This is a genomic window from Streptomyces sp. KM273126, from assembly GCF_004337435.2.
Taxonomy (GTDB): domain Bacteria; phylum Actinomycetota; class Actinomycetes; order Streptomycetales; family Streptomycetaceae; genus Streptomyces; species Streptomyces acidicola.
The window spans coordinates 192,041-216,037 of the sequence record NZ_SJXB02000002.1 but is presented as its reverse complement, the minus strand read 5'-3'; the positions used below and the strand labels follow the sequence as shown (position 1 = coordinate 216,037).

Below are 23,997 nucleotides of genomic sequence, written 5' to 3'. Positions count from 1 at the left end.
TCAGGGCCCCGGCGCGAACACGCCAGGGCCCGACCGGGGACCGAGCTGTATGGGTCGGTCAGTGACGGTTGTCGTCGCCGGCGTCGCAGGAGCACTCCGAGCTCTCCACGACCGTGTCCAGATCCAGGACGGCGGTCACTGAGGAAGCGGCGACGGGCGCTGCCGCGCGGCGGGCCGAGGTCGGTGGGCCGGGCAGCAGGTTCACCAGTACGGGCGGGGTCATGATCCGTTCTCCTTGTCCCCGTGTTGGCAGTAGCTGTGCAGCGGCGCCTTCGCCTCCTGGTAGTGCTTGGCCAGGGGTCGGCAGACCTGGCAGGTGCCGGACAGGGCGCAGCCCTCGCACCCTCCGGTGCGAAGCATGAGGCGGTCGGCGATGGCGCCGAGCCGTTCAGTCCCAGCTGATGGTTGACAGTGGCTGTGATCGATTTTTCTGTGCGCCTCGTTGCGGCGTGTGTGGGGAGGCCGGGACTGGCGCTGGTGGAGTTGTCGGTTGTTGAGCAGAGGTACCGGGCTGTTCTGGCGGTGTTGGCGGGTTCGACCGTGACGGAGGTCGCAGCACGAATGAGTGTGTGCTGGCAGACGGTGAGCGGCTGGAAGCCCCGGTATGCGGCTGGGGGTCTGGCGGGGTTGCGGGAGCATTCGCGCAGGCCGGTCTCGTCCGCACCGGGTCTGTGTCGGGTGGATGTGGATGACCGAGCAGCCGCTGTGGCATTTTCTATGCCACAGTGGAGTCCATGGATGAGGACACCGACTTCCCACCCGGCGACGGTCCCAGCAGCGGCATCTCCGTCACGTTGACCGCCGGTACCCTGCACGCGATCCGTGAGCGGGTCGGCAAGCGAGGTGTGTCGGCCTACCTGGAGAGGGCTGCACAACGGCAGATCGAGAGGGACAACCTTGACGAGCTGATCGCGGACTTCGAGGAGCTCCACGGGCCGGCCGACCCAGAGGCTGTGGCAGCGAAGCGGGCCCGACTCGCCGGGAACGCCCCCGGAAAGGGAGCCGCTGCGTGAGTGGTGCCCTGGTCCTGGACAGTGAAGGACTGGCGAAGGCCGTGCAGCGGGATCGGGAGGTACACGAGTGGCTGACGGCAGCCCGTGACGCGGACCTCCCGGTCGTCACCTCGACTGCGGTGCTGGTCGAGGTGATCCATCCGAGGATCAACGATGCTGCGTTGCGGTGGACGCTCTCACGTCTGCGAGTGGAACCAGTGACCCAGGCTCTCGCCCAGTCCGCCGCCGCTCTGCTGCGCGGAGCCGGCTTGCACGGCCACAAGTACGCCATCGACGCCATGCTGTGCGCGACCGCGCTGCAGCATCCGGGCCGAGTGACGATCCTGACCTCCGACGTCGAAGACATCGAATTGCTTGCCATCGAGTATCCGCGAGTGATGGCCGAGAAGGTCTGATCCCGTTGTGCGAGCGCGGTGATTCGGGGCGTTCCCCCGCACCCTGGTCGTTGTGGTGCGGACCTGGCGCGCTTCTGGCACGTGGCGTGCAGTAGTCACTCCGTAATCAGGCTAGGACGGGCGTCCGGGCGCCCGTACGCCAGGACCCTCGCGCAAGCGCGCCACGTCCGCTGCCGGCGCATAGAGCAACGCCTCCACAACAGGATCGACCAATCCGAGATCGTCCAACGACGCAGAATCCAAGGTCACGCGCAGCAGATCGCCGCTGAGCTCCACTTTGTGTACACAGCCGTAGGCGGTGCCCTGGTCGGGCGTGACAAGGCAGTGTGTGTCCATGCCCAGGGACACTTCCTGCGAATCGGGCTCGTTGAAGCCGCACATGAACAAGAGGGAGAACCCCTCCTCGTCGTTCGATTCAGCCACGCCTGCCATCATGCAGTCGTCTTCGTCCGGATCGTCGAGCCCGCAAGCAACCCGAGCCGTGAAGCTGTACGTCATGCACGTGTTCCAGCACTGGGTCGCGACAGCCGGGATGGGGTCGGGCAAGGGATCGGTGGAGTCTCATGACCGCGTCAAGCCACCGACGACCTTGAAAACCGTTCGGCTGCGGCGTGAGATGCAGGGGAAGCTGGTCGTATGTCTTACGCCGGACCGCCGCAGGCCCCCGTGCACGTGCCCCCGCCGATCGCTTCGCTGGCCGGGGAGCGGGCGCTGCTTCCCGTGTGGCAGAACGAGTTGGGCGGGCTGACCTTCCGGATCGGGGACGGGGAGGGGCGGATGTTCGCGAAGTGGGCTCCGGCCGGGTCCGGGCTGGATCTTGCGGCCGAGGCGGAGCGCCTGCGGTGGGCCGGCGGGTTCACGCCCGTGCCGCGTGTCCGGGACCAGGGGGCGAGCGAGGACGGTGCCTGGCTCGTCACCCATGAGCTGCGGGGCGACAGTGCCGTCAGCCCACAGTGGAAGGCCGATCCCGACACCGCCGTCCGCGCGCTGGGAGTGGGACTGCGGCAACTGCACGAGAGCCTGCCCGTGGAGGACTGTCCGTTCAGCTGGTCGGTCGAGCGGCGTCTGGGACGCGCCCGGCGCGCGGGCATCGAGGTCCCGGCCGATCTCCCCGAGGCGCCGCCCGTGGACCGGCTCGTCGTGTGCCACGGCGACGCCTGCGCGCCGAACACGCTGCTCGGCGACGACGGCTCCTGGTCCGGTCATGTCGACATGGGCGCCCTCGGCGTCGCCGACCGGTGGGCCGACCTGGCCGTCGCCACCTGGAGCACGCAGTGGAACTACGGCCCCGGCTGGGAGGACCTTCTCCTCGACGCCTACGGCATCGCCCCCGATCCGGAACGGATCGAGTTCTATCGGCGCATCTGGAGCGTGACCTGACCCTGCCGGGGCCACCGGGCCATTGGGCTGCCGGGCCTACCGGGCTACCGCGCCGGGCCGGGCCGGGCCGAGCCGCCAGCCCTACCGGGCTACCGCGCCGGGCCGGGCCGGGCCGAGCCGCCAGCCCTACCGGACCCCGGCCGCGCCCCTCGTCCCCGGTCGGCCCCCGAACCGCCCGGGCCATCCGCGTCCCCGCCCTCGCCCTCACCCGGTTGTCCGGCTGCGCGCGGCGGCGGGGGTGCACCGTGTTCGCCAGCAGTACCAGGAACGTGTCCGTGGCTCGGTCCAGGACCAGCGACGTCCCCGTGAAGCCCGTGTGGCCCGCCGCCCCGCGGCCCGCCAACTCGCCCATGAACCACGGCTGGTCGACGGCGAGGCCCAGGCCCGGTGGGGTGAGCATGAGGTCGGCGAGCTCGGGGCCGAGGACGCGGGCGGGCCCGTAGGAGCCGCCCGCGAGCAGCGCGCGACAGAGGACCGCCAGGTCCCGAGCCGTGGAGAAGAGGCCCGCGTGGCCCGCGACGCCGCCGAGGGCCCAGGCGTTCTCGTCGTGGACCACGCCACGGAGCATGCCGCGGTCCGCCTTCGCCCAGGGGCGCCGCTGGTCCTCCGTCGCCGCCGCTCCCGGGCACGGGCCGAAGGCCGTCGACGTCATGCCCAGGGGGCGCGTGATGCCGTCGCGGATCAGGACGTCCAGTCCGCGGCCCGTGAGGCGTTCCACGACGTGCTGCAGCAGGAGCATGTTCAGGTCCGAGTAGCAGTACGCCGTCCCCGGCCGTGTCGTCGGCGTCTCCGCGCGAAGCATGGCCAGGCGGGCCTGGTCCGTAGGGCAGTCGTACAGCGGGAGTTCGGGGCGCAGGCCCGAGGTGTGGGTGAGGAGCTGGCGTACGGTCACGTCGTGCCGGACGGCGCCCGTGAAGTCCGGCAGGTATGCCCCCACGCGCGCGTCGAGCCCGAGGGTGCCCCGCTCCAGTTGCTGCGCGGCCGCCACCGCCGTGAACAGCTTCGTGAGGGAGGCCAGGTCGAAGGGGGTGTCCACGGTCACCGACACACGGTCCTCGGGCGGCAGCTCGACGGCCGTGTCGTTCGTCTCGTCGTACGACGTGTACCGCACCGCCCAGCCCATGGCCTCCTCCACGGCGATGACCGGGCCGCGTCCCGCGATCACGACGGCGCCCGCCGCCCACGGGCGCTCGCCTCGGCCCCGGCCCCGGCGCCCTCAGCCCCGGTGGGGGCCTCCTCGGCCTCCTCCGTGCAGGCCCGGATCTCGCTGACGAGGAGGCGGAGTTGGCCGGGGTCGAGGCCGGCCCGTTCCGGGGTGCCGGTGCGCAGTCTCGGGGCGCTCAGCGTTCTTCCCCCAAGCTCTCGGCCGGTCGTGTGGTCCAGGGGCGGCAGAGTGCCACGAAACTGGCGACGCCCACCAGCGCGGCCGCCAGTTGGACGACGGCCATCGGGACGGCGGTGTCCTCGCCGGCGATTCCGACGAGCGGCGAGGCGATCGCGCCGATGAGGAACGAGGACGTGCCGAGCAGCGCGGACGCCGAACCGGCCGCGTGCCGGACGCGGACCAGGGCGAGCGTCTGGGTGTTGGGCAGTGTGATGCCCATCGCGCTCATGAGGACGAACAGCCCCGCCGCCATGGGCCAGAGCCCCACCTCGCCGAAGACCCCCGCCGACATCAGCAGCAGTGCGATCGCGGAGAGCGTCACGATCGCGAGGCCCGTCGCCAGCACCTTGTCCAGTGCGACGCGGCCGACGAGGACCTTGCCGTTGATCTGACCCGCGATCACCAGGCCGACGGAGTTGACGCCGAAGAGCAGGCTGAACGTCTGCGGGGAGGCGCCGTAGATCTCCTGGATCACGAAGGGGGAGGCACTGATGTACGCGAACAGCGCGGCGAACGTGAAGCCGCCCGCCAGCATGTACCCGGTGAAGACCCGGTCGGCGAGCAGCCCGCGCATCGCGCGCAGGGCCTCGCCCACGCCTCCCCCGTGCCGGTCGCCGGGGGCCAGCGTCTCGGGCAGCCGCCACCAGACGACCGCGGTCAGCGCGACGCCGACGCCGATCAGGACGACGAACACGCCCCGCCAGTCCGTGACCCGCAGGATCTGCCCGCCGATCAGTGGCGCGACGATCGGCGCCACCCCGGAGACCAGCATCAGGGTGGAGAAGAAGCGGGCCATCGCCATGCCGTCGTACAGGTCGCGGACCACTGCCCGCGCGATCACGATCCCGGCCGATCCCGCGAGGCCCTGGACGAGCCGGAAGGCGATGAGTGCCTCCACCGTGGGCGCGAGCGCGCACAGCGCGGTGGCGACGACGTAGACGGCGAGTCCGGCGAGCAGCGGCCGCCTGCGGCCCCAGCGGTCGCTCATCGGGCCGACGACCAGTTGGCCCAGCGCCATGCCGGCGAGGCAGGCGGTGAGCGTGAGCTGCACGGTCGTGGCGGGCGCCTGCAGGGACTGCGTGACCTCCGGCAGCGACGGGAGGTACATGTCCATCGCCAGCGGGGGCGTGGCGGTGAGGCCGCCGAGGATGAGGGTGACGAGGACGCCGGTGCGGCGGGGGGCGCCGCGGTCGGGTCCGTTCCATGACGTTCCGGGCTTCCCGGTCGTGCCCCTGGTCGTGTTCCCGGCCGGGCCCCCGGCCGTGTCGCCGGCCGTGTTCCCGGTCGTGCCTCCGGTCGTGCCCCCCGTTGGCTCCGCCACCGCCGTGTTCGGTATGTGCCCCTCCGGGACTTCCTGGTCCCGCGTGGTACGGCCACGCTCGGGCATGTGCCCCTCCCTCTCTGTTCGGTCCCCCGCCTATGCTCTCAGTTCGAACGGAGTGTTCGGGGTCACAGATCAAGGGGTGGGACATGGCGGACCGGCCGGTGCGATGGGGAGTCCTGGCGACCGGAGGTATCGCCGCATCGTTCACCGCCGACCTGGTGGACCTGCCGGACGCCGAGGTCGTGGCGGTGGCCTCGCGGAGCACCGAGTCGGCGAAGGCGTTCGCGGAGCGGTTCGGGATAGCGCGGGCGTACGGCGAGTGGGGCGCCCTCGCCGAGGACGCTGACGTGGACGTCGTGTACGTCGCCACGCCCCACTCCGCGCACCGGGCCGCCGCCGGGTTGTGCCTGGAGGCCGGGCGGAACGTGCTGTGCGAGAAGGCGTTCACGCTGAACGCGCGGGAGGCCGGGGAGCTGGTCGCGCTGGCGAAGGAGCGCGGGAGCTTCCTGATGGAGGCCATGTGGATGTACTGCAATCCGCTGGTGCGGCGTATGGCCGGCCTGGTGCGGGACGGGGTGATCGGTGAGGTCCGTACCGTGCAGGCGGACTTCGGCCTGGCGGGCCCCTTCCCTCCCTCGCACCGGCTGCGCGACCCGGCACAGGGCGGGGGCGCGCTACTCGACCTCGGCGTCTATCCGGTCTCCTTCGCCCAACTCCTGCTCGGGGAGCCCTCGGACGTGACGGCGCGAGCGGTGCTCTCCGACGAGGGCGTCGATCTGCAGACGGGTGCGCTGCTCTCGTATGAGAGCGGTGCTCTCGCCTCGGTGCACTGCTCCATCACTGGCGGCACGGCCACATCCGCCTCGGTCACCGGCTCGCAGGGCCGTATCGACATCCCGGACGGCTTCTTCTTCCCGGACCACTTCGTGCTGCACCGCGACGGCCGGGACCCGGAGACCTTCCGCGCCGACCCGTCCGCGGGCCCCCGCAACAGCCTCAAGCACGAGGCCCGGGAGGTCATGCGCGCCCTGCGCGCCGGCGAGACCGAGTCGCCCCTGGTCCCCCTGGAGGGCACCCTCGCCGTGATGCGGACGCTCGACGCGATACGGGACCGCGTCGGCGTCCGCTACCCGGGCGAGGGCGACCGGCAGGACGACCCGCAGGACGACCGGCGGGACGACCGGCAGAGCAGCCGCGGAGACCAGCAGGAGGAGAACGGGCCGGAGGAGAACGATCCGGTGGCTACGCCGGCTTGAGCCCCGGGCTCCCCGCCTCCGTCACGAAGGACGCGACCGTGGTGATCGCCGCCCCCGGAGTGGTCACCGCGGGCAGGGTCTTGAAGTCGGTCCGTGCGGTGTCCTCGTCCAGGGCCACGGTCGCGTAGCCGCGCCGCCCGTTGTAGAACTTCATGTGCGGGTTGGCCGTCATGTACGTGTCCCAGTTGGCGGGCCTGTCCGAGCCGTTGCCGCCGCTGGTGATGGACGTGGCGACGATCTCCGTGCCGACCGTCCGGGAGGAGCGGTCGTCGAAGTCGCGCTTGATGTCGAAGGCGTAGCCGACGTGCACGTCACCGGTCAGGACCATCAGGTTCTCGACGCCGGCCGCGTCGGCGCCCGCCAGCAGCCGCTCGCGTGAGGCCGGGTAGCCGTCCCAGGAGTCCATCGAGAGCTTGTAGCTGTCACCGGTGGCGTTGCGGCGCTGGGAGAAGGTGACCTGCTGCGGGACGACGTTCCACACGGCGCGGGAGTTGTGCCAGCCGTCCAGCAGCCAGCGCTCCTGGGTCGCGCCGGTCAGGGTGCGCGAGGGGTCCTCGGACTCGGGGCCGGGGAACTGCCAGCCGTCGCCGTACGCCTGGTCGGAGCGGTACTGGCGGGTGTCGAGGATGTCGAACTGGGCGAGGCGGCCCCACTGCAGACGGCGGTAGAGCTTCATGTCGGGGCCGTCGGGGCGCTGCGGGCGGCGCAGCGGCTGGTTCTCCCAGTACGCGCGGTACGCGGCGGCGCGGCGCAGCAGGAACTCCTCGGGGGGTACGGAGTTCTCGGGGATGTCGCCGGCGTAGTTGTTCTCGGTCTCGTGGTCGTCCCAGGTGACGACGAAGGGGTGCGCCGCGTGGGCGGCCCGCAGGTCGGGGTCGATCTTGTAGAGGGCGTACCGCAGGCGGTAGTCCTCCAGGGTGACCGTCTCGCGGTTGAAGACGGCGGGCAGGGTGCGGTCGGTGTACTTGCGGTTGCCGCCGGCCGAGTCCACCGCGTACTCGTACAGGTAGTCACCGAGGTGGAAGACGACGTCGACGTCGTCGGCCGCCAGGTGCCGGTACGCGGTGAAGTAGCCGTCGTGGTACGCCTGGCAGGAGACGGCCGCGAAGGTGAGCGGGGTGGTGAGGCCGAAGCGGCCGGGCGCGGTGCGCGTACGGCCCGTCTCGCTGATCCAGTCGCCCGCGCGGAAGCGGTAGTAGTACACGCGTCCGGGCTCCAGGAACCCGATCTCGACGTGCACGGTGTGGTGGAACTCGGGGTGGGCGGTGGTGGTGCCGCGTCTGACGATGCGCCGGAACTGCTCGTCGTGGGCCAGCTCCCAGCGCACGGTGACCCGTTCGGCGGGCAGTCCGCCGTCGGCCTCGTACGGCGACGGGGCGAGCCGCGTCCACAGGAGCACGGATTCGGAGAGCGGGTCGCCGGAGGCCACGCCGAGCGTGAACGGGTTCTCGGTGATCTGTGCCGCGTCGAGTTCGGCGGCGCTCGCCACGCCGGCGGCCGGCAGGTTGGTGGCGAAGGCGAGAGCGGCTGCGGCACCGGTGACGGTGAGGAACCGGCGGCGCCCCAGGTGGCGTGCCGCGGCACGGAGCTCGTGGTCGTGTCGCGACGAGTCGTTCGGTGAGGGGGCGTTCGGTGAGGGGGCGTTCGGTGGCTGATGGGCTGCGGGTGTCATCTGGCCCTCCCCTGACGGTGGTTGTACCAGGCATTGGAGTGGCCAGGGTCAACGCATACCTGTCACGTACACAACACTCAGATGTCGGACTGATGAGTTCCGTATGACGGACCCTCGCTTACGCTGAGAGCTCATGAAGATTACGCAAACGAAGATCGCGATCGTGACAGGCGCGGGCTCCGGAATCGGTCGTGCCGTGTCGCAGGAACTGCTGGGGACGGGCTGGTCGGTGGCGCTCGCGGGCCGCCGGGCGGAGAAACTGGCCGAGACCGCGGCCGGTCATCCCGAGGCACTCGTCGTCCGTGCCGACGTCTCACGGCCCGAGGACGTCGCGGCGCTCTTCGCGGCCGTACACGACCGGTTCGGCCGCCTTGACCTGCTCTTCAACAACGCGGGGACGTTCGGGCCGGGCGGCGTGCCCGTGGAGGAGCTGGACTACTCGGCCTGGCGGCACGTGGTGGACACCAATCTCAACGGCGCGTTCCTGTGCGCGCAGGCGGCGTACCGTCAGATGAAGGGGCAGGACCCGCAAGGCGGCCGGATCATCAACAACGGCTCGATCTCCGCGCACGCGCCCCGCCCGCACTCCGTCGCGTACACGGCGACCAAACACGCCCTGACCGGCCTCACCAAGTCGCTGTCGCTGGACGGCCGGCCGTACGGCATCGCCGTCGGCCAGATCGACATCGGCAACGCGGCGACCGACATGACCGAGCGCATGCAGCGGGGCGTACCGCAGGCGAACGGGCAGCTCGCGGCCGAGCCCGTGATGGACGTGGCCGACGTGGCGCGCACGGTACGGCACATGGCGGAGCTGCCGCTGGAGGCGAATGTGCAGTTCGCCACGGTCCTGGCGACGGCGATGCCGTACGTGGGGCGCGGCTAGCGCGACCGGGTCACCTCCGCCACACCCGCCCCCGGCTCCCCCGCCCCCGGCTCCCCCGCTGCCGCAATCTTCATAAGCGGGGTGTCAAACTCCGTGCTGTTTCGGCACGTGGGGAGCTTGTACTCAAAACTCCTCCACCAAAGCTTCACACTTAAGGCACAATACTTCCGCAGGCCGCAGTCCACACCGAGGGGGATGGCGGCAGTCGTTCCATGGTCCGGAGGGGCGGACCTCGCGTGGGACCGCGAGGTGGCACCGGGCCGTGGAACGACTGCCCCACAGACAGGGGGCGGGGGCGGTATTTCGGGATGTCGGGCCGCGGTTCAGCGCCTGTGCCGGCCGCCGCTCGCCCGGCTCGCCTCCCCGCGCCTGCGGTTGCGCAGCGCGTACACCCCGGCCCCCAGCAGGGCGGCCGTTCCCGCGGCCCCCTCCGCCAGCCTCCACGGCGAGGGGCCGGCCGTGGCGCCGGCCGCCGCAGTCTTGCCCGCCTTCCGTGCGGGCGCGTTCGTGGACCCGTCCGGCGCCCCGCCCTCGCTGACCGGCACGACCAGCGTGCCGACGGGCTCGGCGCGCCCGGCCGCCCGGAACCCCCAGTCGAGCAACGCGGCCGCCTCCTCGTACACGCCGTTCCCGGCGAGCCGGGGATTCAGGACGGTGACGAGGAGGGTGCGGCCGTCGCGAGTGGCGGCGCCGGTGAAGGTGTTGCCCGCGTCGCTGGTGTAACCGTTCTTGACGCCGATCACGCCGTCGTACACGGGCATCCCCCACGCGCCCGTCAGCAGGCGGTCGGTGTTCTGGATCTGGAAGGTCTTCCCGCCGCCCGCCGGGAAGTCGGCCGTCTTCGTGGAGCAGTACGAACGGAAGTCGGCGTTCCGCAGCCCGTGGCGGGCGAACAGCGTCAGGTCGTACGCCGAGGAGAGCTGCCCCGGGTGGTCGAAGCCGTCCGGGCTGACCACGTGTGTGTCCAGGGCCTGGAGGTCCTTGGCCCTGTCCTGCATCTGGGCGACCGTCCTCGCGACACCACCGTTCATATGGCTCAGCACGTGCACCGCGTCGTTGCCCGAGCGGAGGAACACGCCCTGCCACAGCTGCTCGACTGTGTACGTGATGCCGGCCTGGATGCCGACGAGACTGGAGCCCGCCGGGATGTCGGCGAGGTCGGCGGCGGTCACCTTGTGCTTCGCGGTTCGCTCGAACCTGGTCAGCACGGTGTCCGCGAAGAGCATCTTCAGCGTGGAGGCGGGCGCCAGCCGCCGGTGCGCACGGTAGGAGGCGAGCACCTCGCCGGTCTTCCCGTCGGCCACCAGCCAGGCACGGGCCGTGACGGCGGGCGGCCTGGAGGCACCGCTCACCTGGACGCCGTCACGGGCCAGCCGTTCTCCGCCGACGACTGTTCCGGCCGTTCCGGCTATTCCCGCTGTTCCGGTCGCGGTGGCGGCCGAGGCGGGCGCGGCCGCCGCCAGGGGCAGGGCCGCGGCGAAGCCGAGGCCGAGGGCGGCACGGCGGGACACCTGAGCGGTACGCGGGCCGGTGGTACTCGGGGGATGCGTTGAGGATGCGCGCATTCGGGGAACCGTACAAGGCGATCTGCGGCCACCGACAAAGGTGAGGTAAAGGGACGGCCATGGCCGGGGCACGGAAAGGAAAAGGCAGGTGACGTCGACCGACGGGCCAGCGGACGGACGGGCCAACGGGCAGCCCCGACGAAGGCGCCCGGGATGAGCGTGTGGCCCTGCTCGGAGAGCTGCGGCGTGAGCAGGACCTCACATTCCTGCTGTCGACATTCGTACTGTCGACCGGGTCGCTCAGCGGCCGAGCACCTGCTCCACCTCCGCCATCTGCGCGGCGGTGAGCGGCCCTTTCGCGAGGGCGCCCGCGTTCTCCTCGGCCTGGGCGACCGAGCGGAAGCCGGGGATCGGGACGGTGAGAGGGCTGCGGGCCCACAGCCAGGCGAGGGCGCCCTGCGTGAGCGTACGGCCCTCGCTGGTGAGGATGTCCCGCAGCGACTCGACGCGCCGCAGCCAGTCCGCGTCGGCGCCCGTGCCCTCGGTGAACCCGGGCAGCCAGGCGGGCGGCGCGCTGCGGATGTCCCCGGCCTCCAGCGGTGTGCCCGCGGTGTGCTTGCCCGTCAGCAACCCCATGGCGAGCGGGCTACGGTTGATGCTGGCGAGGTTCAACTCCTCACAGAGTGCGACGAGTTCGGGAGCGTCCTGCATCAGGTTCATCGCGTGCTGCACGGCCGTGCAGTGCGGGCCCTCGGCGAACACGGCCGCCCGCTCCGGGTCGTCGGTGCTCCAGGCGTACGCGCGGACGAGCCCCTCGCGGACGAACTCCTCGCACAGGTCCCGCAGTTGGGCGGCGCACTCGGGGTCGCAGTCGCTGATGTGGAGCTGGTAGAGGTCGATGTGGTCGGTGCCGAGGCGTTCGAGGGAGGCGGTCAGCGCCCGGCGGGCGTGGGCCGGCGAATCGTCCTGTCCGACGCGGGTCCGGGTGCCCTCGTCGAAGACGTTGCCCCACTTGGTGGCGATGACCACGTCGTCCCGGCGCTTGCGGAGGGCCCTGCCGAGCAGCCTCTCGCTGTGCCCCGTGCCGTAGGCGTCGGCGGTGTCGAAGAAGGTGACGCCCAGGTCGAGGGCGCGCCGGATCGCCCGTACGGACTCCTCGTCGTCGACCTTGCCCCAGCCCAGGGGCTGCCCGTCGGGGGACCACCACTCCCCGCCGATGGCCCAGCAGCCGAAGCCGAGGGCGCTGACCTGGATGCCGCTGCGTCCGAGGGTGCGTGTCGCCTTGTGCTCGATGCTCTCCATGCCTGAGGACGGTAGGAGTTGATGTGCACTCGAAGGCAAGGCTCGTTTCCGGACGGCGAGTTCAGGCCTGGCCCGTCTCGAAGCGGGTGATCCTGCCGTCGTCGCCCATGGTGAAGCTCCACCTCGTGCGCATCTCGCCCCAGGTGTCGTTGCTGTAGCGGGCGATGAGGGCGAGGCCGCCCCTGGACTCGTTGTCGACGTCCATGTGGCCGTGGGTGGAGAAGATCTCCCGTTCCGTCCAGTCGTCGAGGTCCCGGTCGGAGCCGTCGTCGGACATGGTCGCGCCCGGGGCGAGGAGCGCCTGGAAGGCTTCGCGGTCATGCGCGTTCACGGCGCTGACGAAGGCACGGACCGTGGGGTCCTTGAGCCTGGCTACCTGAATCGTCATGCCCGCCAGCCTCACAGCGGGGCCGGGGTCCCACCACCCGGGAGGTCCGTACGGGAGGCCTGTCGGCGTGGCGACACCCGATCGGCCGCGCGGAACGGCCGGGGAGGGATCATCGGTGCGACGGTGGAGACGAGACGGGGGAGGAGACGTCGGAGAACAGGTGACCAAGATGACCAAAGCGCACACCATGCACAACAGGCACGCCATGCACAACGTGACCACTTTCGACCGACGCGACCTGGGACTGCTGCTGCTCCGGCTGGGGACGGGCGGCGTGCTCGCCGCGCACGGCGCGCAGAAGCTCTTCGGCTGGTTCGGTGGGGGCGGCATCGGGGGCACGGGCGCGTTCATGGAGTCCGTCGGGTACACGCCGGGCAGGGCGAGCGCGACGGCAGCGGGGCTGGCCGAGGCGGGCGGCGGCACCCTGCTCGCGCTGGGCCTCGCGACGCCCGCGGCCGGCGCGGCCGCCGCCGGCGGGATGACGGGCGCCGCCGCGGTGCTGAAGCCCAACGGGTTCTTCAGCCAGCAGGGCGGCTACGAGTACCCCGCGACCCTCGGCCTGGTCGCCGCCGGGCTCGCGATCGCGGGACCGGGCCGGCTCTCCCTTGACCACGTGTTCGGGCACGCCTTCGACCGCGACTGGATGGTCCCGACGGCACTGGCCGCCACGGCGGCGATGGCGGCGCTGGTCGTGGGGGCACGGAACAAGCGGGTACGCAAGGAGAAGGACAGCGAGAGCGAGAGCGAGCAGGAGCCGCTGTTCGAGGAGTGAGGAGCGGCTGGGGGGCGCGTCTGTCGGCCGTGCGTGCCCCGTGGCAGTCTGCGCCCATGAGTAATCGTCTCGAACCGGACACCCGCGAGCCCGACCTCTGGGAGTCCATCGCCCTCCTCCAGACCTGGCTGGACGAGAACCGCCGTCACGACGGCCAAGAGGCCCTGCTGCTACGGATGCTGAAGCTCTCGGAGGAGGTCGGCGAGGTCGCCCAGGCGGTCATCGGCGCGACCGGCCAGAACCCTCGCAAGGGCACGACCCACACCTGGGACGATGTGCGGGCGGAGCTCTGCGACGTGATCATCACGGCCCTGGTGGCCCTGCGTACGCTCACTCCCGAGGCCCGAGAGGTGTTCACGGCCCACTTGGCGGCCGTCACGGAACGTTCGCTGGGCTCTCCCCAGGGGCGGTGAGCGATCCCTCGGGGCGGTGAGCGATGCATGATGATGATCGCCATGTCCGACAACGCCCTCTGGATCGCCTCCCTCACCGCCGGCACCGCCGTGCTCGCCAGCTGGGTCACGAGCTGGGGCACCACGCGCGCGGCCCGCATCCAGGCCGACACCGTGACGACGGCCCAGCGCGAGGAGCGGCGGCGGGAGGCACGGCGCACCGCATACGCGAACCTCATCGAGCAGGCACAGCGCATGGGCGACCTGTACTGGAAGGTGACCCACGCGCGTACCGACGGTACCGAGGCGGACCGGGCCCGCCTGGTGGAGCTGCGCGAGCGCCAACGGGACGAGTACGGCAAGCTCCGGCACTGCGTGTGGATCGTGTCCCTTGAGGGCCCGGAAACCGTCGCCGACGCGGCCGACACCCTTCGCCACGCGACGACCCCGCCGTACCGCGCGCTGGAAGCCATGATCGAGGGCGATCCTTCCGCGGCCGACCGGTTCGAGGCCTGTCGCGATCCGTTCTGGCAGTCCGTCATATCCTTCGCCGCCGCGGCACGCGAGGTACTCCGGCAGACGTAGGCAAGCGGTTATCGTCCGCGCATGGAGAAGGAGTCGGCACGCTCGGTCCACGCAGTCCTGATCGACATCGACGGCGTCCTCACGGTCTCGTGGAAGCCGCTGCCGGGTGCGGTGGAGGCGCTGCGACACCTGCGGTCCCGTGGCCTGGACGTCGTCCTGCTCACCAACACGACGTCGCGCACCCGTGTGTCCATCGCCGACACGCTGGCCGGGGCGGGCTTCCCGGTGACGGCGGAGGACATCCTCACCGCACCCGCGGCGACGGCCGCGTACCTGGCGGAGCACTTCCCCGGCGCGCGGTGCTCCCTCCTGAACAGCGGTGACATCCGTGAGGACCTCACGGATGTGGACCTCGTCGACGCCGACGACACCGGGACCGTGCCGGACGTGGTCGTGGTGGGCGGCGCGGGCCCCGAGTTCCACTACGCCGCACTGAACCGCGCCTTCGGTCACCTCCAGCGGGGCGCGAAGCTCGTGGCCATGCACCGCAACCTCTACTGGCGCACGGACCAGGGCCTCCAACTGGACACAGGCGCCTTCCTGACGGGCCTGGAGAAGGCCGCCCGCACACAGGCGGAGATCACGGGCAAGCCCGCACCCGCGTTCTTCGAAGCCGCCCTGTCCCACCTCGGCACCGAGGCCGGCCAGGCGCTGATGATCGGCGACGACATCGAGTCCGACGTGCTGGCGGCCCAGCGCACCGGCGTCACCGGCGTCCTCGTCAGGACGGGCAAGTACCAGCCGGAGACCCACCGGGCCGCGAGCGCGGAACCGGACCATGTGCTGGACTCGTTCGCGGATCTTCCGGCGCTGTTGGAGTCCGTCACCGGGAAGTAGGGGCTCCTCGTCCAATTACCCGAGGTCGTCCAGGAGGAGGTCCAGCGCCGCCTCCTCGTGCAGGGCGATGCCCAGGGACGTCATGGCCGGGGCCAGTTCCGCGTCCCACGTCGCCTCGACCGGTGTGCCGCTGAGCGGAAGCGGTGGTGTGCCCTGCAGTTCCGCGCGGGTCGCGAGGTACTCATAGTCGCCCGCCGTCATGCGCCACGGCTGCGCCCCGTAGCGCCCCATGACGCGGTTGGCCAGAGCGATGCCGGGCCAGTCGAAGTCACCGTGGTAGACGAAGGCGCAGTCGGCCGCGGCCAGCGTGTCGAGGAGGGTGAGAACGACCGTCGTCGCGCTGCCCGAGGTGCAGATCAGGGGTGCGGTGCGGGCGGCGTCCGCGGCGGCTTCGACGACTCGCGGGTTCTCACAGACGTGGATGCGGGTGTGTGCGGGCAACTCCAGGTGCAGAGTGCGTAGTTCGCGCAGGGTCAGGTGCGTCTCCAGGTGGTGGTCGGCGCGCTCGCGCAGGGCTGTCTCCTGCCAGGTGCCGCCCGTGGGGCGCAGGCCGTACGTCAGGACCGTGCTGGAGACCTCGTCCGGCGTGACCGAGGCCCGGCGCCACAGCGCGCGGCGGCCCGGAGCGTCGGTCGGGAACTCGACGCCCTGGGCCAGCGCTATGCCGCGCAGGACCAAGCGGGCCAGGAGGGTGCCGTCGTCCAGGCCGTGGGCCGAGCCCGTGGTGCGTGTGGCGAGTTCGCCTCGGCCCCAGGTCGCCGGAGTGGGGTTGGGTCCTGCGCCGGGGAAGAGGATCGCGAGGCTCTGGATGGCCTGGGTGACGGTGATGTGCGCGGTGGTGGACGGCTGGCGGCTGAGTGTGCCGCTCCGTCGTAGCTCCTCCAGCCATCGGCCGGCCCAGGGGTGGTCGGTGAGGGGCGTGGCGGCCATCGCCGTCTCCGCCGTGGTCCACAGGCGGATGCGTTCGGCCGCCGCCGCGTCGCGGGCGGCGCGGCGGTCGGTCAGGGGTGGGCCCAGTTCCGCCAGCGTCGCGTTCAGGCCGCGGCCGACCGCGCTGGCGCGCAGACGGGCGTCCAGGTCCGGCAGGCGGATCGTGACGGCGGGGGTGGTGAGCGGTTTCCCGAGGAGGAGGGACAGCGCCTCGCGCTCCCGCGCGTCCAGGCTCTGGAGCCTTATCGTGCCGGTCGGCTGCAGGCCGTTGCGTTCCAGGCGGGCTCGTACGACCGTCCAGAGGCGGGTGAGACCCGGGCGGTTGAGGAACGCCAGACTCTCGGCAGCTGGTTCCTGTGGTTCCTGTTCCGTCATACCGACATCAGGCGCCGCTGCCGTCCGTTCCATGTGTAGTGGAGGGTCGCCACGCCTCGTACGTGCGGGTCGCGCAGGCACTCGTAGATGTGCAGGGACGGTACGTCGGGCCAGTTGCCGATCAGGCGCTCGCTGGTGAGGACGAAGTCCAGGTCCAGGTCGACCAGGATGCGGCCGAGGCGGGCGTGGGTGGGCTCGTCGACCTTGGCGAAGGCGTCGTCCAGCAGGATCAGCCGGGGTGCGTGCGGGGCCGCTTCCGCCAGGCTCGTGAAGTGGGCGGCCGCGGCGGCGAAGAGGACCAGGTACGACAGGACGCGTTGCTCGCCCTGGCTGAGGCCGGTGCGGCCGGAGAGTTTGCGACGGCTGCCGGGGGCGGCGTCGTTCACGACCCAGGGGGTGAAGGTGAACCAGTCGCGGTAGTCGAGGGCCGTGCGCAGGTGGGCCGCGTATCCCGCGCCCGGGTCGGCGCGGCGGGCCTCCTCGATACGGCGCTGGAGTACGTCACGGAGCCGCTCGGACTGCTCGCGGGTGCGCAGGCCCGAGGGGCTGCGCAGGAGGTCGACGGCCGCCTGGACGTCAGCCTCCACGCCGTCGGCCAGCTTCCAGTCGAGCGTGACGCCCAGGCCGTGTGACGTACGGACCGTGGACAGGGTGGCGTTCAGGGCGGCCACCAGCGCACCTGCTGCCAGGACCTGGGAGGACAGGTGGTCGCCCAGCTCCCCTGTCAGGAATCGCTGGAACACCTCGCGCTCGCGTTCCGTCAGCCGTTCGCGGGCCTCTGCCGCCTGGGCGGCGATGCGTTCGCCCACCACGGCGATGTCGTGCGGGCCGTGGTCGTCGACGAGGCGGCAGACCTTGATGCCGTCGTGTTCTTCGAGTGTGGCGTCGTAGCCGCCGGAGAGCTGGTCGCGCAGGTCCGTGTGACGGTTGAGGAGGGTGGTGTCCGAGATATCGCGTCGCGCCGCGTCGAGGCGGCTCCGTACGGCCTCCACCAGCCGTCGCAGCGCGGCCTCTTTCGCCTCGCGTGCTGCCTCACGTTCTCCCGCCTCTCCCGCCGCTCCCGCCGCTCTGGCCTCTCCCGCCTCGCCCTCCGTCGGTACGTCGAGGCCGGCGCCCCTCGTCACGCCCGGCAACGACAGCGCCGCCCGCAGGCGTCTGCCGCTCGCGACCGCCGCGTCCTCCTGCGTCGCCAGCGCCTCGCGCCGTACCCTCTCGTCCTCCTCCGCGCGTACGCGTTCATCGTGTGCGGCGCTCAAGTCCCGTTTGATGCCGGGGAGTTGGCGCCCCACTGCCTCCAGGCGGCGTTTCGCCTCGGCCTCGCGGGCGAGGATCTCCTGTTCCGACGCTCCCAGGGCCTCCTCCAGGCCGCGGACCGTGCGGCGGGCGGCGTCCAGGCGGGCGAGCGGCTCGGCGTAGTCGGACTCCGCTTCCCGGCGGGACGCCAGGGCGCGCTCGTAGCCTTCGCGGCCCTGACGATGGGCGTCGGCGGAGAAAGTGACCGCGCGCAGCCGTCGCCGGAGGCGTTCCGTGCCCGTGCCGAGGCGGTCCAGGGCGATGCGTACGGAGTCGAGTGCGGCCGTGTCGGCCGGGAGGTCGTTCGCGCTCGCGGTCGCCTCGGCCTCGCGCCGGGCGGCGACCGCGTGGGCGCGCGCCCGCTCCGCCTCGCGGGCCGCTGTGGAGGCCTTGCCAGCCAGCGCCTGTGCCGTGCGTTCGGCTTCGTCCGCGCGGGCCCATGCGTCGGTCAGGCCGCGTGCCGCGGGCGGGTGGCTCAGGACGTCGGCCACCTGGGTGCGGTGCTCCGTCAGGATCCGCAGCCTCGTCTCCTGTTCGGTCAGCTTCTCCCGCACGTCCGTGAGTTGCCGTTCGAGTTCGGCAAGAGCCCGGCGTCGTGTCTCGGCGCGTACTTCCGCGCCGACGTACTCGGCGGTCTGCTTGGTGTGACGGCCGCGGGCGACGCCCAGCTTCCAGTAGCCGTCGGTGCCGATCGCCGAGTCCGTCGTCGTGTCCGGCGTCGTGTCCGGCGTCGTGTCCGGCGTCGTGTCCGGCGTCGTGTCCGTGACCCCCGAGGTACCAACAGCCTCCTCCGTCACCAGGGCCACCGCCCGCAGGACGCTCTCGACCTGCTCGGCCGTCACCCCGCTGTCCGGTGCCGCGACCGGGCGCAACACCTCGGCCAGCGTGTGTCCGGCCGGCGTGTATCCGGCCGGGGTGTGCCCTGCGAGCGCATGTCCGGCAGACGGTGCGCCCGGGACGAGGAGGGTGTCCCGTGCGGACGCGTCCAGGACGGTGCCGTCGGCGCACACCCAGGCGTCGAGCAGTCCGCTCGCTTCGAGTGCGGCTTCCAGGCCCGCCCGGTCCGTCGGCCGCACCCCCTCGGCGAAGTCCACGAGACGGTACAGGGGTGCGCCGGTACCGGCCGTACGGGGCGCCGAGCGGTGGGGCGGGGGTGCGGGCGAGGGGTCGGTGCGGCTTTCCCAGTCGTTCCGTTCGCGCTCCAACCGGTCCTGCTCGGCGGACAGTTCGTGGATCTCCACGGCGCGTGCGTCGCGCTGTCCGCCCAGTTCCGCGAGCCACGGGTCGACGGCCTGACGGGCGGCCACGGCCACCTCGTCGGGGACGTGGGAGGGCAGCGGGCCCTCCGCCGGGTCGTGGGCGGTCAGGGCGTGTACGGCGTCGAGGGGCATTCCGGTGAGGCCGCGCAGTCGCTCCGTCCAGGTGCGGACGACTTCCGCGTACGCCTCGCCCTCGCGTGCCGTTTCGTCCCGGCGGCGTCCGGCCCGCGAGCGCGCCTCGTCCGTCTGCTCCTCCAGACGTTCCCGGGTGGCGTCGGCCTCCTGGGCCTCCCGCTGGGCCTGGCGCGACGTGCCCATGAGCGCGGCCAGTTCGGTCACGGCTCGGGTGCGGTTCCTGATCACCGGTCCGGCGGCGTCCAGTTGGGCGTCCCAGGTATGCAGAGCCCCGGTGCAGGCGTCCGTGTCGACGGCCAGCACCTCGCTGTGGCGGACGAGGTGGAAGTCGCCTTCCGGGGCGGTCAGTTCGGCCGCCGCCGCGGCCGTCACCGAGGTGAAGGGGACCTCCGCGGGCTCTCCCACGTGCGCGGGGTCGAGTCCCGACCGCTCCGCCTCCCGAAGCAACTCGCCGTGGGCAGTGCGGAGTTCGGCCAGATCGTCGCCGAGCCGTTCGGCTTCGTCGGTGAGACGCCGTCCGGCCTCCTCCTGGCCGCTGTGGGCCTGGCGCAGGGCTTTGAAGGCGGTCGCCGCGGCGCTGTGCAGGGCGGTCACGGTGGCGCGCTTCTCGGCCAGTTCCCGCAGGCCGCGGTATGCGGCGCTGTCGTGCAGGGCGGCGAGGTCCGTCTCCGCTGCTTCCGACTCGGCCTTAAGAACCTCCAGGCGAGCGGCGAGTTCCTCCTCGCCCGTGAGGAGCTCCGCCGCTCTCTTCGCCGCCTCGCCCGCCGCTCGTCGGTGCTCCGCCAGCCGTTCCAGTTCGCCGCTCACCTGGTCGGTCCTGCGGCGCAGCGCCCCGTGCAGATAGCCGCGGTAACCGGTGAGGAAGGTCCCGAGCGCCTCGTCGGTCCGCTCCAGGCGCCCGAGGTCGGTCCGTACGGCGTCCAGGTCGTCGAGGTTTCGGGCCACCTTGTCCACGATCTCGTCGTCCAGCGCCGGCAGCGTCTCGGCGAGGACGGAGACCAGGCCGCCGGAGTCGATGCGGTCGCCGATGGTGGGGCGGCGCAGGCGGTGCAGCAGGTGGAGCAGGTTGCGGTAGCGCGCCGGGTCGGTCAGGCCGAACAGATGGCGAGCGACCCGGGCCCGGTGCTCCACGGCACGGTCGGTGACGTTCTCCGCGCCGACGAGCGACTTGAGCTGGTCGACGGGGAGCGGCTGCCCGGCGGGGGCCAGGTGCAGGTCCTCGCCCACCCGCAGCGGGGTGACGAAGAAGACCGGCTTGGCCGTCCTGGTCGACTGGGAGGCGCGGATGGCCGCCCCGAGGGTGAGGTGGTGCTCCTCCCCCGACTCGTCCGTGCGCGCGAACTCCACCCACAGGTAGCCCAGCCGGTTGGTCTGCTCGAAGCCGTCGAGCATCAGCCACAGGAGCGTGGTCCGGCCGGTGCCGGTGGCGTCCAGGGCGCGGGCGTCGCCGTCGAGGAGGTACGGCAGCAGCATCTCCAGTGCCTTGGACTTGCCCGCACCGTTCTTGCCGCGCAGCAGCAGGCGGCCGTCGCCGAAGGAGAACTCCTGCTCGTCGTACTGCCAGACGTTCCGGATACCGGCCCGGTGCAGGCGGTAACGGTGCAGGGACGGGGGGCGGTTCACCGGGGCGGCTCCTGAGTGACGTGGTCGGCGTTGTCCGCTGTGGACGGTTCGGTGGCGTTGTCCGCTGCGGACGATTCGGCGTCGTCCACTCTGGACGGTTCGGCGTCGTCCGCTCCGGACGCTTCGGCGTTGTCCGCTCCGGACGCTTCGGCGTTGTCCGCCGTGGACCGTGCGGTACGGGACGTGACGGCCACCGTGGTGGCGAACCGGGCCGCCCCGGCGAGCAGCACCCAGCCTTCAGCACCGCCCGTGCGGTCCGTACTGTCCTGCCCGCGGGCGCCCGAGACGTCCGTGACGGACCGCCCGTCGGGCGCGGCGTCCTCGTACCCCTCGGGCAGGCCGTGCCCGTCGGCGCGCACCGGGCCGGCGGGCGCCACCAGCCGCATGCGGACCAGGAAGTCCAGGACGGCGGCGAGCAGCCCTTCCCGGTCCTCCACGAGGCCGCGCCGCCAGTTGCCGCGCCGGCCGTACTCCTCGATCAGCTCGTCCAGCAGTTCCGGCAGCAGCCCGTCCGGGACGGGTACGCCGATGACGAGCCGTCCGCCGGCCGCGGGGTGGCCCGCGTCCTCCGGGCGCAGCCGGTCGACCAGCCGTCCCACCAGCAGCAGCGCCGCCTGCGCGACGGTGCCGGTGCCGGGCAGGTGCAGGTCGGTGAGGTCACCGTCCGGGTCGACGAGGGCGATGCCCTCGGCGCGGATCTCGGCCTCCAGGCCCAGCAGTTCGGAGAAGGCCTGGGACTCGCGCCGCTGCCGGGTCCGCAGCCATTCGCGCTCGGCGCCGGTGAGGTCGTCGAGGTGGACGACGGGGGTCTCGACGAGGCGCCTGCGGACGTACGTACGCGGGCCGCCGAAGCCGGGGTCGGCGGCGCGGCGTACGAGATCCGCGCCGTCGCGGCTCTGGGCCAGCGGACCGGCGACGACCGCGCGGGCGATGTCGCGGTCCACGGACAGCAGCGCCTCGCCGCCCCGCTCCTCGGCGACGGCCGACACATGGCCCTCGGTCTCGGCCAGGACACCCCAGTCGACGAGCTGCCGCAGCGCGGCGGCGAGGGTGCGGCGCTCCGCCTGACGCCCGGTGTCGCTGATCTCGATCCCGGCGTCCACGGCCGCGGCCCTCAGGTCGGCGACGAGCTGGGAGAGCAGGATCTGTTCCGGGGCGGTGACGAGCACGGAGAGAGCGAGGGTCAGGTAGGCGTACGTCCGTGGAGTGAACGGCGTCCCGGTCGACGGCCGCTCCAGACGGTGACCCGAGCCGGGGCCGAGGCCCGCCTTGAACAGGCGGGCGTACGACGCCTCGACGAGGAGCCGGTAGCCGAACACCTGCTGGAAGCGCTGGGCGAGCCAGTCGGCGTGGCGCCGGATCAGCGGGAAGGTGTCGCTGTGCGGGCCGTTGCTGGTGACCAGGGGGTGGGCCAGCAACAGACGGGCGGCGGTGCAGCGTTCGGCGGCGAGGGCCACGTCGTGCGCGGAGGGCAGGACCATCAGGCGCTCGCCTCCTGGGCTGCGGGAACGTCGTCGGCTGCGGGAACGTCGTCGGCAGCCGGGCCCCCTTCGGCAGCGGGCAGTGCGGCACTCTCGACGACCAGGGTGAGATCGTCCGCCGTCAGGTCGCCGTCCGCGGAACGCAGGAGCGTGTGCCTGCCCGGAGTGCGCCATGCCGTCAGCCGGATGCCCAGGTCCGCGTCACTCGCCTGTGCGCCGTCGAGCAGGAAGCCGTCCGCGCCATCCCCGTCCTGGTGGAGCTGGTGGAGCTGGGCGTTGCCGAGGGCCGTGGTGAGGAGTTCCAGCAGCAGGCGCATGGCCGCGGAACCCAGCCTGACCTGGTCGAACCGGCCGGAGGCGCTGCGCAGTTCGGCGGCCGCGGCCTGGCGGGCGGCCGCCTGCTCGCGCGCCTGTTCCATGAGGCGGCGCTTCTGCTCGCCATGGTCCTCCACCGCCGCGGCCCGCCCGCGCGGAGCCCGGCTGCCGCGCTCGCGCAACGCCACCGGTACGTCCACGACGGGTCCCGTCCACCAGCTCACATACGCCGGCACGGACTGGTCGGGATCCGGCGCCACCCCCAGGTGCCGTGCCCCGTACAGCCCGAAGGCGGCCACGGCGATGTCATGGGCCTCCTCGGGCTCCGCGGCGTCGAACCAGGCCGCGAGCCTGAGCAGATCCTTGCGGCGGGACATCTCCCCCGACGCCGAGCGCAGCATCCGTTTGGCGTTGGCGAGCAGCGACTGCAGGGCGCGCAGGGTCGCGTCCCGGAGCTGGTCCACCTGGCTGCCGTGCCCGTCGGTGTCGGCGAACCAGTCGCGCAACCCCTCCCAGTCCGCCAGGTCCCGCCCCCGGCTGCGCTGCACACGCGTCCCGGGCGACGCGTCGGACAGCGCTCCGAGCGTGCCGAGAGCGCCAAGTCCTGTCGCGTGTACGTCGATCCGGCTCAGCAGCGTGGGCAGGTGAGGCCAGATCACCTTCAGATGTGCGGCTATACGCGGGGCCCGGAAGGACACGTCCTCGGTGATCGCCTCCACATAGTCGAGCAGCAGCTCCTTGAACCCCTGGTACTCGGCGCCGTCGAGGTCGTACCGGGCGAGCACCTGGCCCAGGTAGGCGTAGAAGTCCCGTACCGACTCGGTAAATTCGGCGAACTGCACGAACAGCGTGCTGATCTTCTCCAGTGCCTGCTGCGGGTCCGCGCCGCCCGGCGCGCCCACCATGGCGGCGATGTCGCGCAGCCCCCGGTCGACCAGCGTGAGCAGCTCGCTGCTGACCTCGCGCGCGGCGTCCGCTCCGGCCAGCACCTCGTCCGCGTCGCGCTGGACTCGCTCCCCCAGCTTGGACAGCTGGTAGCGGGACCGGGAGCGCTGGTACTCGGCGATACTGGTCGCCCTGACGGTGTGCGTGCTGCGCAGCAGATTGCCCCAGTGCACGAGCTTTTCGAGCCGTGCGGTGAGCGTCTCCGCGTCGAGCGCCGCCCCCGGGTCGCCCGCGCCGCCCGGGTCGCCCACCCGGGCCAGCTTGGCGAGCACGTCGGGTACGGCCAGGTCCGCGAGCAGGGTGCCGCAGAACACCCGCATCACCGCGACGTACTCCAGGCGCTCGGGTGCGCTGAGGTAGGCGTACGCGCTCAGCCGCTGCCAGGCCTCGGAGCCGCTCCGCTGGTCGGGCAGGTCCTCGTCCCGGCCGGGCGGTTCCTCGTGCAGGTCGTCCCCCTCCATACCGCCGAGCGTACGGACCGCCACCGACACTCCGGAGGAAGTCAGGGAAAACCGGCCACTCACGCGGCCCGCCCCCGTGTGTGCACCGA

General features: G+C 72.1%; 21 protein-coding genes and 2 pseudogenes. 10 read left to right on the top strand and 13 right to left on the bottom strand.

Features of this window, described 5'->3' with window-relative positions; all coding sequences use genetic code 11:
* Window positions 1-58: 58 nt before the first annotated feature.
* Together E0500_RS31530 and E0500_RS31525 are read right to left on the bottom strand one after the other, a co-directional pair.
* Entirely contained in the window at window positions 59-223 is a 165-nt protein-coding gene (locus E0500_RS31530) for a hypothetical protein (RefSeq protein WP_165935207.1), read from the bottom strand.
* Window positions 220-396, bottom strand: a pseudogene (locus E0500_RS31525) (radical SAM protein); the annotation flags it as partial. The pseudogene E0500_RS31525 and the gene E0500_RS31530, both read right to left, overlap by 4 nt.
* 15 nt (window positions 397-411) lie before the next feature.
* Between E0500_RS31525 and E0500_RS44450 the strand changes: the two are divergent.
* From E0500_RS44450 to E0500_RS31510, 3 genes are read left to right on the top strand one after another with little or no spacing between them, the layout of a single operon-like run.
* On the top strand, window positions 412-798 hold the full coding sequence (locus tag E0500_RS44450; RefSeq protein ID WP_309505330.1) for a helix-turn-helix domain-containing protein: 387 nt from the start codon (window positions 412-414) through the stop codon (window positions 796-798).
* The gene (locus tag E0500_RS31515; RefSeq protein WP_131570494.1) at window positions 735-1,013 is read left to right on the top strand and encodes a hypothetical protein; all 279 of its coding nucleotides are present in this window, start codon (window positions 735-737) and stop codon (window positions 1,011-1,013) included. Before E0500_RS44450 ends, E0500_RS31515 begins: the two co-directional genes overlap by 64 nt.
* The gene (locus E0500_RS31510) at window positions 1,010-1,408 is read left to right on the top strand and encodes a PIN domain-containing protein (RefSeq protein WP_131570492.1); all 399 of its coding nucleotides are present in this window, start codon (window positions 1,010-1,012) and stop codon (window positions 1,406-1,408) included. Before E0500_RS31515 ends, E0500_RS31510 begins: the two co-directional genes overlap by 4 nt.
* Before the next feature lie 111 nt (window positions 1,409-1,519).
* On the opposite strand, the gene E0500_RS31505 is transcribed toward E0500_RS31510, so the two are convergent.
* Window positions 1,520-1,906, bottom strand: coding sequence for an Imm10 family immunity protein (locus E0500_RS31505; RefSeq protein WP_309505261.1), 387 nt, complete (start codon window positions 1,904-1,906; stop codon window positions 1,520-1,522).
* Window positions 1,907-2,044: 138 nt separating this feature from the next.
* Between E0500_RS31505 and E0500_RS31500 the strand changes: the two genes are divergently transcribed.
* Window positions 2,045-2,788, top strand: a complete 744-nt coding sequence (locus E0500_RS31500) for an aminoglycoside 3'-phosphotransferase (protein WP_131570490.1) — start codon at window positions 2,045-2,047, stop codon at window positions 2,786-2,788.
* 163 nt (window positions 2,789-2,951) lie between these two features.
* Here the strand turns inward: E0500_RS31500 and E0500_RS31495 are convergent.
* Both E0500_RS31495 and E0500_RS31490 read right to left on the bottom strand, forming a co-directional pair.
* Window positions 2,952-4,171: pseudogene (locus E0500_RS31495) on the bottom strand (serine hydrolase domain-containing protein); the annotation flags it as partial.
* Entirely contained in the window at window positions 4,129-5,559 is a 1,431-nt protein-coding gene (locus E0500_RS31490) for a multidrug effflux MFS transporter (RefSeq protein ID WP_220141425.1), read from the bottom strand. The gene E0500_RS31490 and the pseudogene E0500_RS31495, both read right to left, overlap by 43 nt.
* An 83-nt stretch (window positions 5,560-5,642) precedes the next feature.
* Here E0500_RS31490 and E0500_RS31485 point away from each other — a divergent pair, with 83 nt between their 5' ends.
* Window positions 5,643-6,752, top strand: a complete 1,110-nt coding sequence (locus E0500_RS31485; protein WP_131570488.1) for a Gfo/Idh/MocA family protein — start codon at window positions 5,643-5,645, stop codon at window positions 6,750-6,752.
* Here the strand turns inward: E0500_RS31485 and E0500_RS31480 are convergent.
* The gene (locus E0500_RS31480) at window positions 6,739-8,424 is read right to left on the bottom strand and encodes an alkaline phosphatase (RefSeq protein WP_131570486.1); all 1,686 of its coding nucleotides are present in this window, start codon (window positions 8,422-8,424) and stop codon (window positions 6,739-6,741) included. The genes E0500_RS31485 and E0500_RS31480 overlap by 14 nt on opposite strands.
* Window positions 8,425-8,557: 133 nt before the next feature.
* Between E0500_RS31480 and E0500_RS31475 the strand changes: the two genes are divergently transcribed.
* Window positions 8,558-9,310, top strand: a complete 753-nt coding sequence (locus E0500_RS31475) for an SDR family oxidoreductase (RefSeq protein ID WP_131570484.1) — start codon at window positions 8,558-8,560, stop codon at window positions 9,308-9,310.
* A 323-nt stretch (window positions 9,311-9,633) separates the two neighbouring features.
* On the opposite strand, the gene E0500_RS31470 is transcribed toward E0500_RS31475, so the two are convergent.
* The 3 genes from E0500_RS31470 to E0500_RS31460 all read right to left on the bottom strand — a co-directional run bounded on the left by E0500_RS31470 (window position 9,634) and on the right by E0500_RS31460 (window position 12,505).
* The gene (locus tag E0500_RS31470; protein WP_131563449.1) at window positions 9,634-10,875 is read right to left on the bottom strand and encodes a D-alanyl-D-alanine carboxypeptidase family protein; all 1,242 of its coding nucleotides are present in this window, start codon (window positions 10,873-10,875) and stop codon (window positions 9,634-9,636) included.
* A gap of 240 nt (window positions 10,876-11,115) precedes the next feature.
* Window positions 11,116-12,117 carry an aldo/keto reductase gene (locus tag E0500_RS31465; protein ID WP_131563450.1) on the bottom strand — a complete coding sequence of 334 codons (1,002 nt, stop codon included), beginning with the start codon at window positions 12,115-12,117 and terminating at the stop codon, window positions 11,116-11,118.
* Window positions 12,118-12,178: 61 nt separating this feature from the next.
* A complete protein-coding gene (locus E0500_RS31460; RefSeq protein WP_131563451.1) occupies window positions 12,179-12,505 on the bottom strand; it encodes a nuclear transport factor 2 family protein in 327 nt (108 codons plus the stop codon).
* Between the two features lie 214 nt (window positions 12,506-12,719).
* Between E0500_RS31460 and E0500_RS31455 the strand changes: the two genes are divergently transcribed.
* Genes E0500_RS31455 through E0500_RS31440 form a run of 4 tightly spaced genes read left to right on the top strand, consistent with a single transcriptional unit; the run spans window position 12,720 to window position 15,091 of the window.
* On the top strand, window positions 12,720-13,277 hold the full coding sequence (locus tag E0500_RS31455; RefSeq protein ID WP_131563474.1) for a DoxX family protein: 558 nt from the start codon (window positions 12,720-12,722) through the stop codon (window positions 13,275-13,277).
* A gap of 56 nt (window positions 13,278-13,333) precedes the next feature.
* On the top strand, window positions 13,334-13,690 hold the full coding sequence (locus E0500_RS31450; RefSeq protein ID WP_131563452.1) for a MazG-like family protein: 357 nt from the start codon (window positions 13,334-13,336) through the stop codon (window positions 13,688-13,690).
* Between the two features lie 42 nt (window positions 13,691-13,732).
* Window positions 13,733-14,254 (top strand): hypothetical protein, encoded by a 522-nt coding sequence (locus E0500_RS31445; RefSeq protein WP_131563453.1) that lies wholly within the window; start codon window positions 13,733-13,735, stop codon window positions 14,252-14,254.
* A 21-nt stretch (window positions 14,255-14,275) separates the two neighbouring features.
* Window positions 14,276-15,091, top strand: a complete 816-nt coding sequence (locus E0500_RS31440; RefSeq protein ID WP_131563454.1) for a TIGR01458 family HAD-type hydrolase — start codon at window positions 14,276-14,278, stop codon at window positions 15,089-15,091.
* 15 nt (window positions 15,092-15,106) lie between these two features.
* Here the strand turns inward: E0500_RS31440 and E0500_RS31435 are convergent, their stop codons facing one another.
* The 4 genes from E0500_RS31435 to E0500_RS31420 are packed head-to-tail and all read right to left on the bottom strand — an operon-like array spanning window position 15,107 to window position 23,932.
* The gene (locus E0500_RS31435) at window positions 15,107-16,396 is read right to left on the bottom strand and encodes a TIGR02679 family protein (RefSeq protein WP_131563455.1); all 1,290 of its coding nucleotides are present in this window, start codon (window positions 16,394-16,396) and stop codon (window positions 15,107-15,109) included.
* The gene (locus E0500_RS31430) at window positions 16,393-20,706 is read right to left on the bottom strand and encodes a TIGR02680 family protein (protein ID WP_131563456.1); all 4,314 of its coding nucleotides are present in this window, start codon (window positions 20,704-20,706) and stop codon (window positions 16,393-16,395) included. Before E0500_RS31430 ends, E0500_RS31435 begins: the two co-directional genes overlap by 4 nt.
* Window positions 20,703-22,187, bottom strand: a complete 1,485-nt coding sequence (locus E0500_RS31425; protein ID WP_258573684.1) for a TIGR02678 family protein — start codon at window positions 22,185-22,187, stop codon at window positions 20,703-20,705. The genes E0500_RS31430 and E0500_RS31425 overlap by 4 nt, the downstream gene beginning before the upstream one ends.
* A complete protein-coding gene (locus E0500_RS31420; protein WP_309505260.1) occupies window positions 22,187-23,932 on the bottom strand; it encodes a TIGR02677 family protein in 1,746 nt (581 codons plus the stop codon). Before E0500_RS31420 ends, E0500_RS31425 begins: the two co-directional genes overlap by 1 nt.
* Window positions 23,933-23,997: the final 65 nt, after the last annotated feature.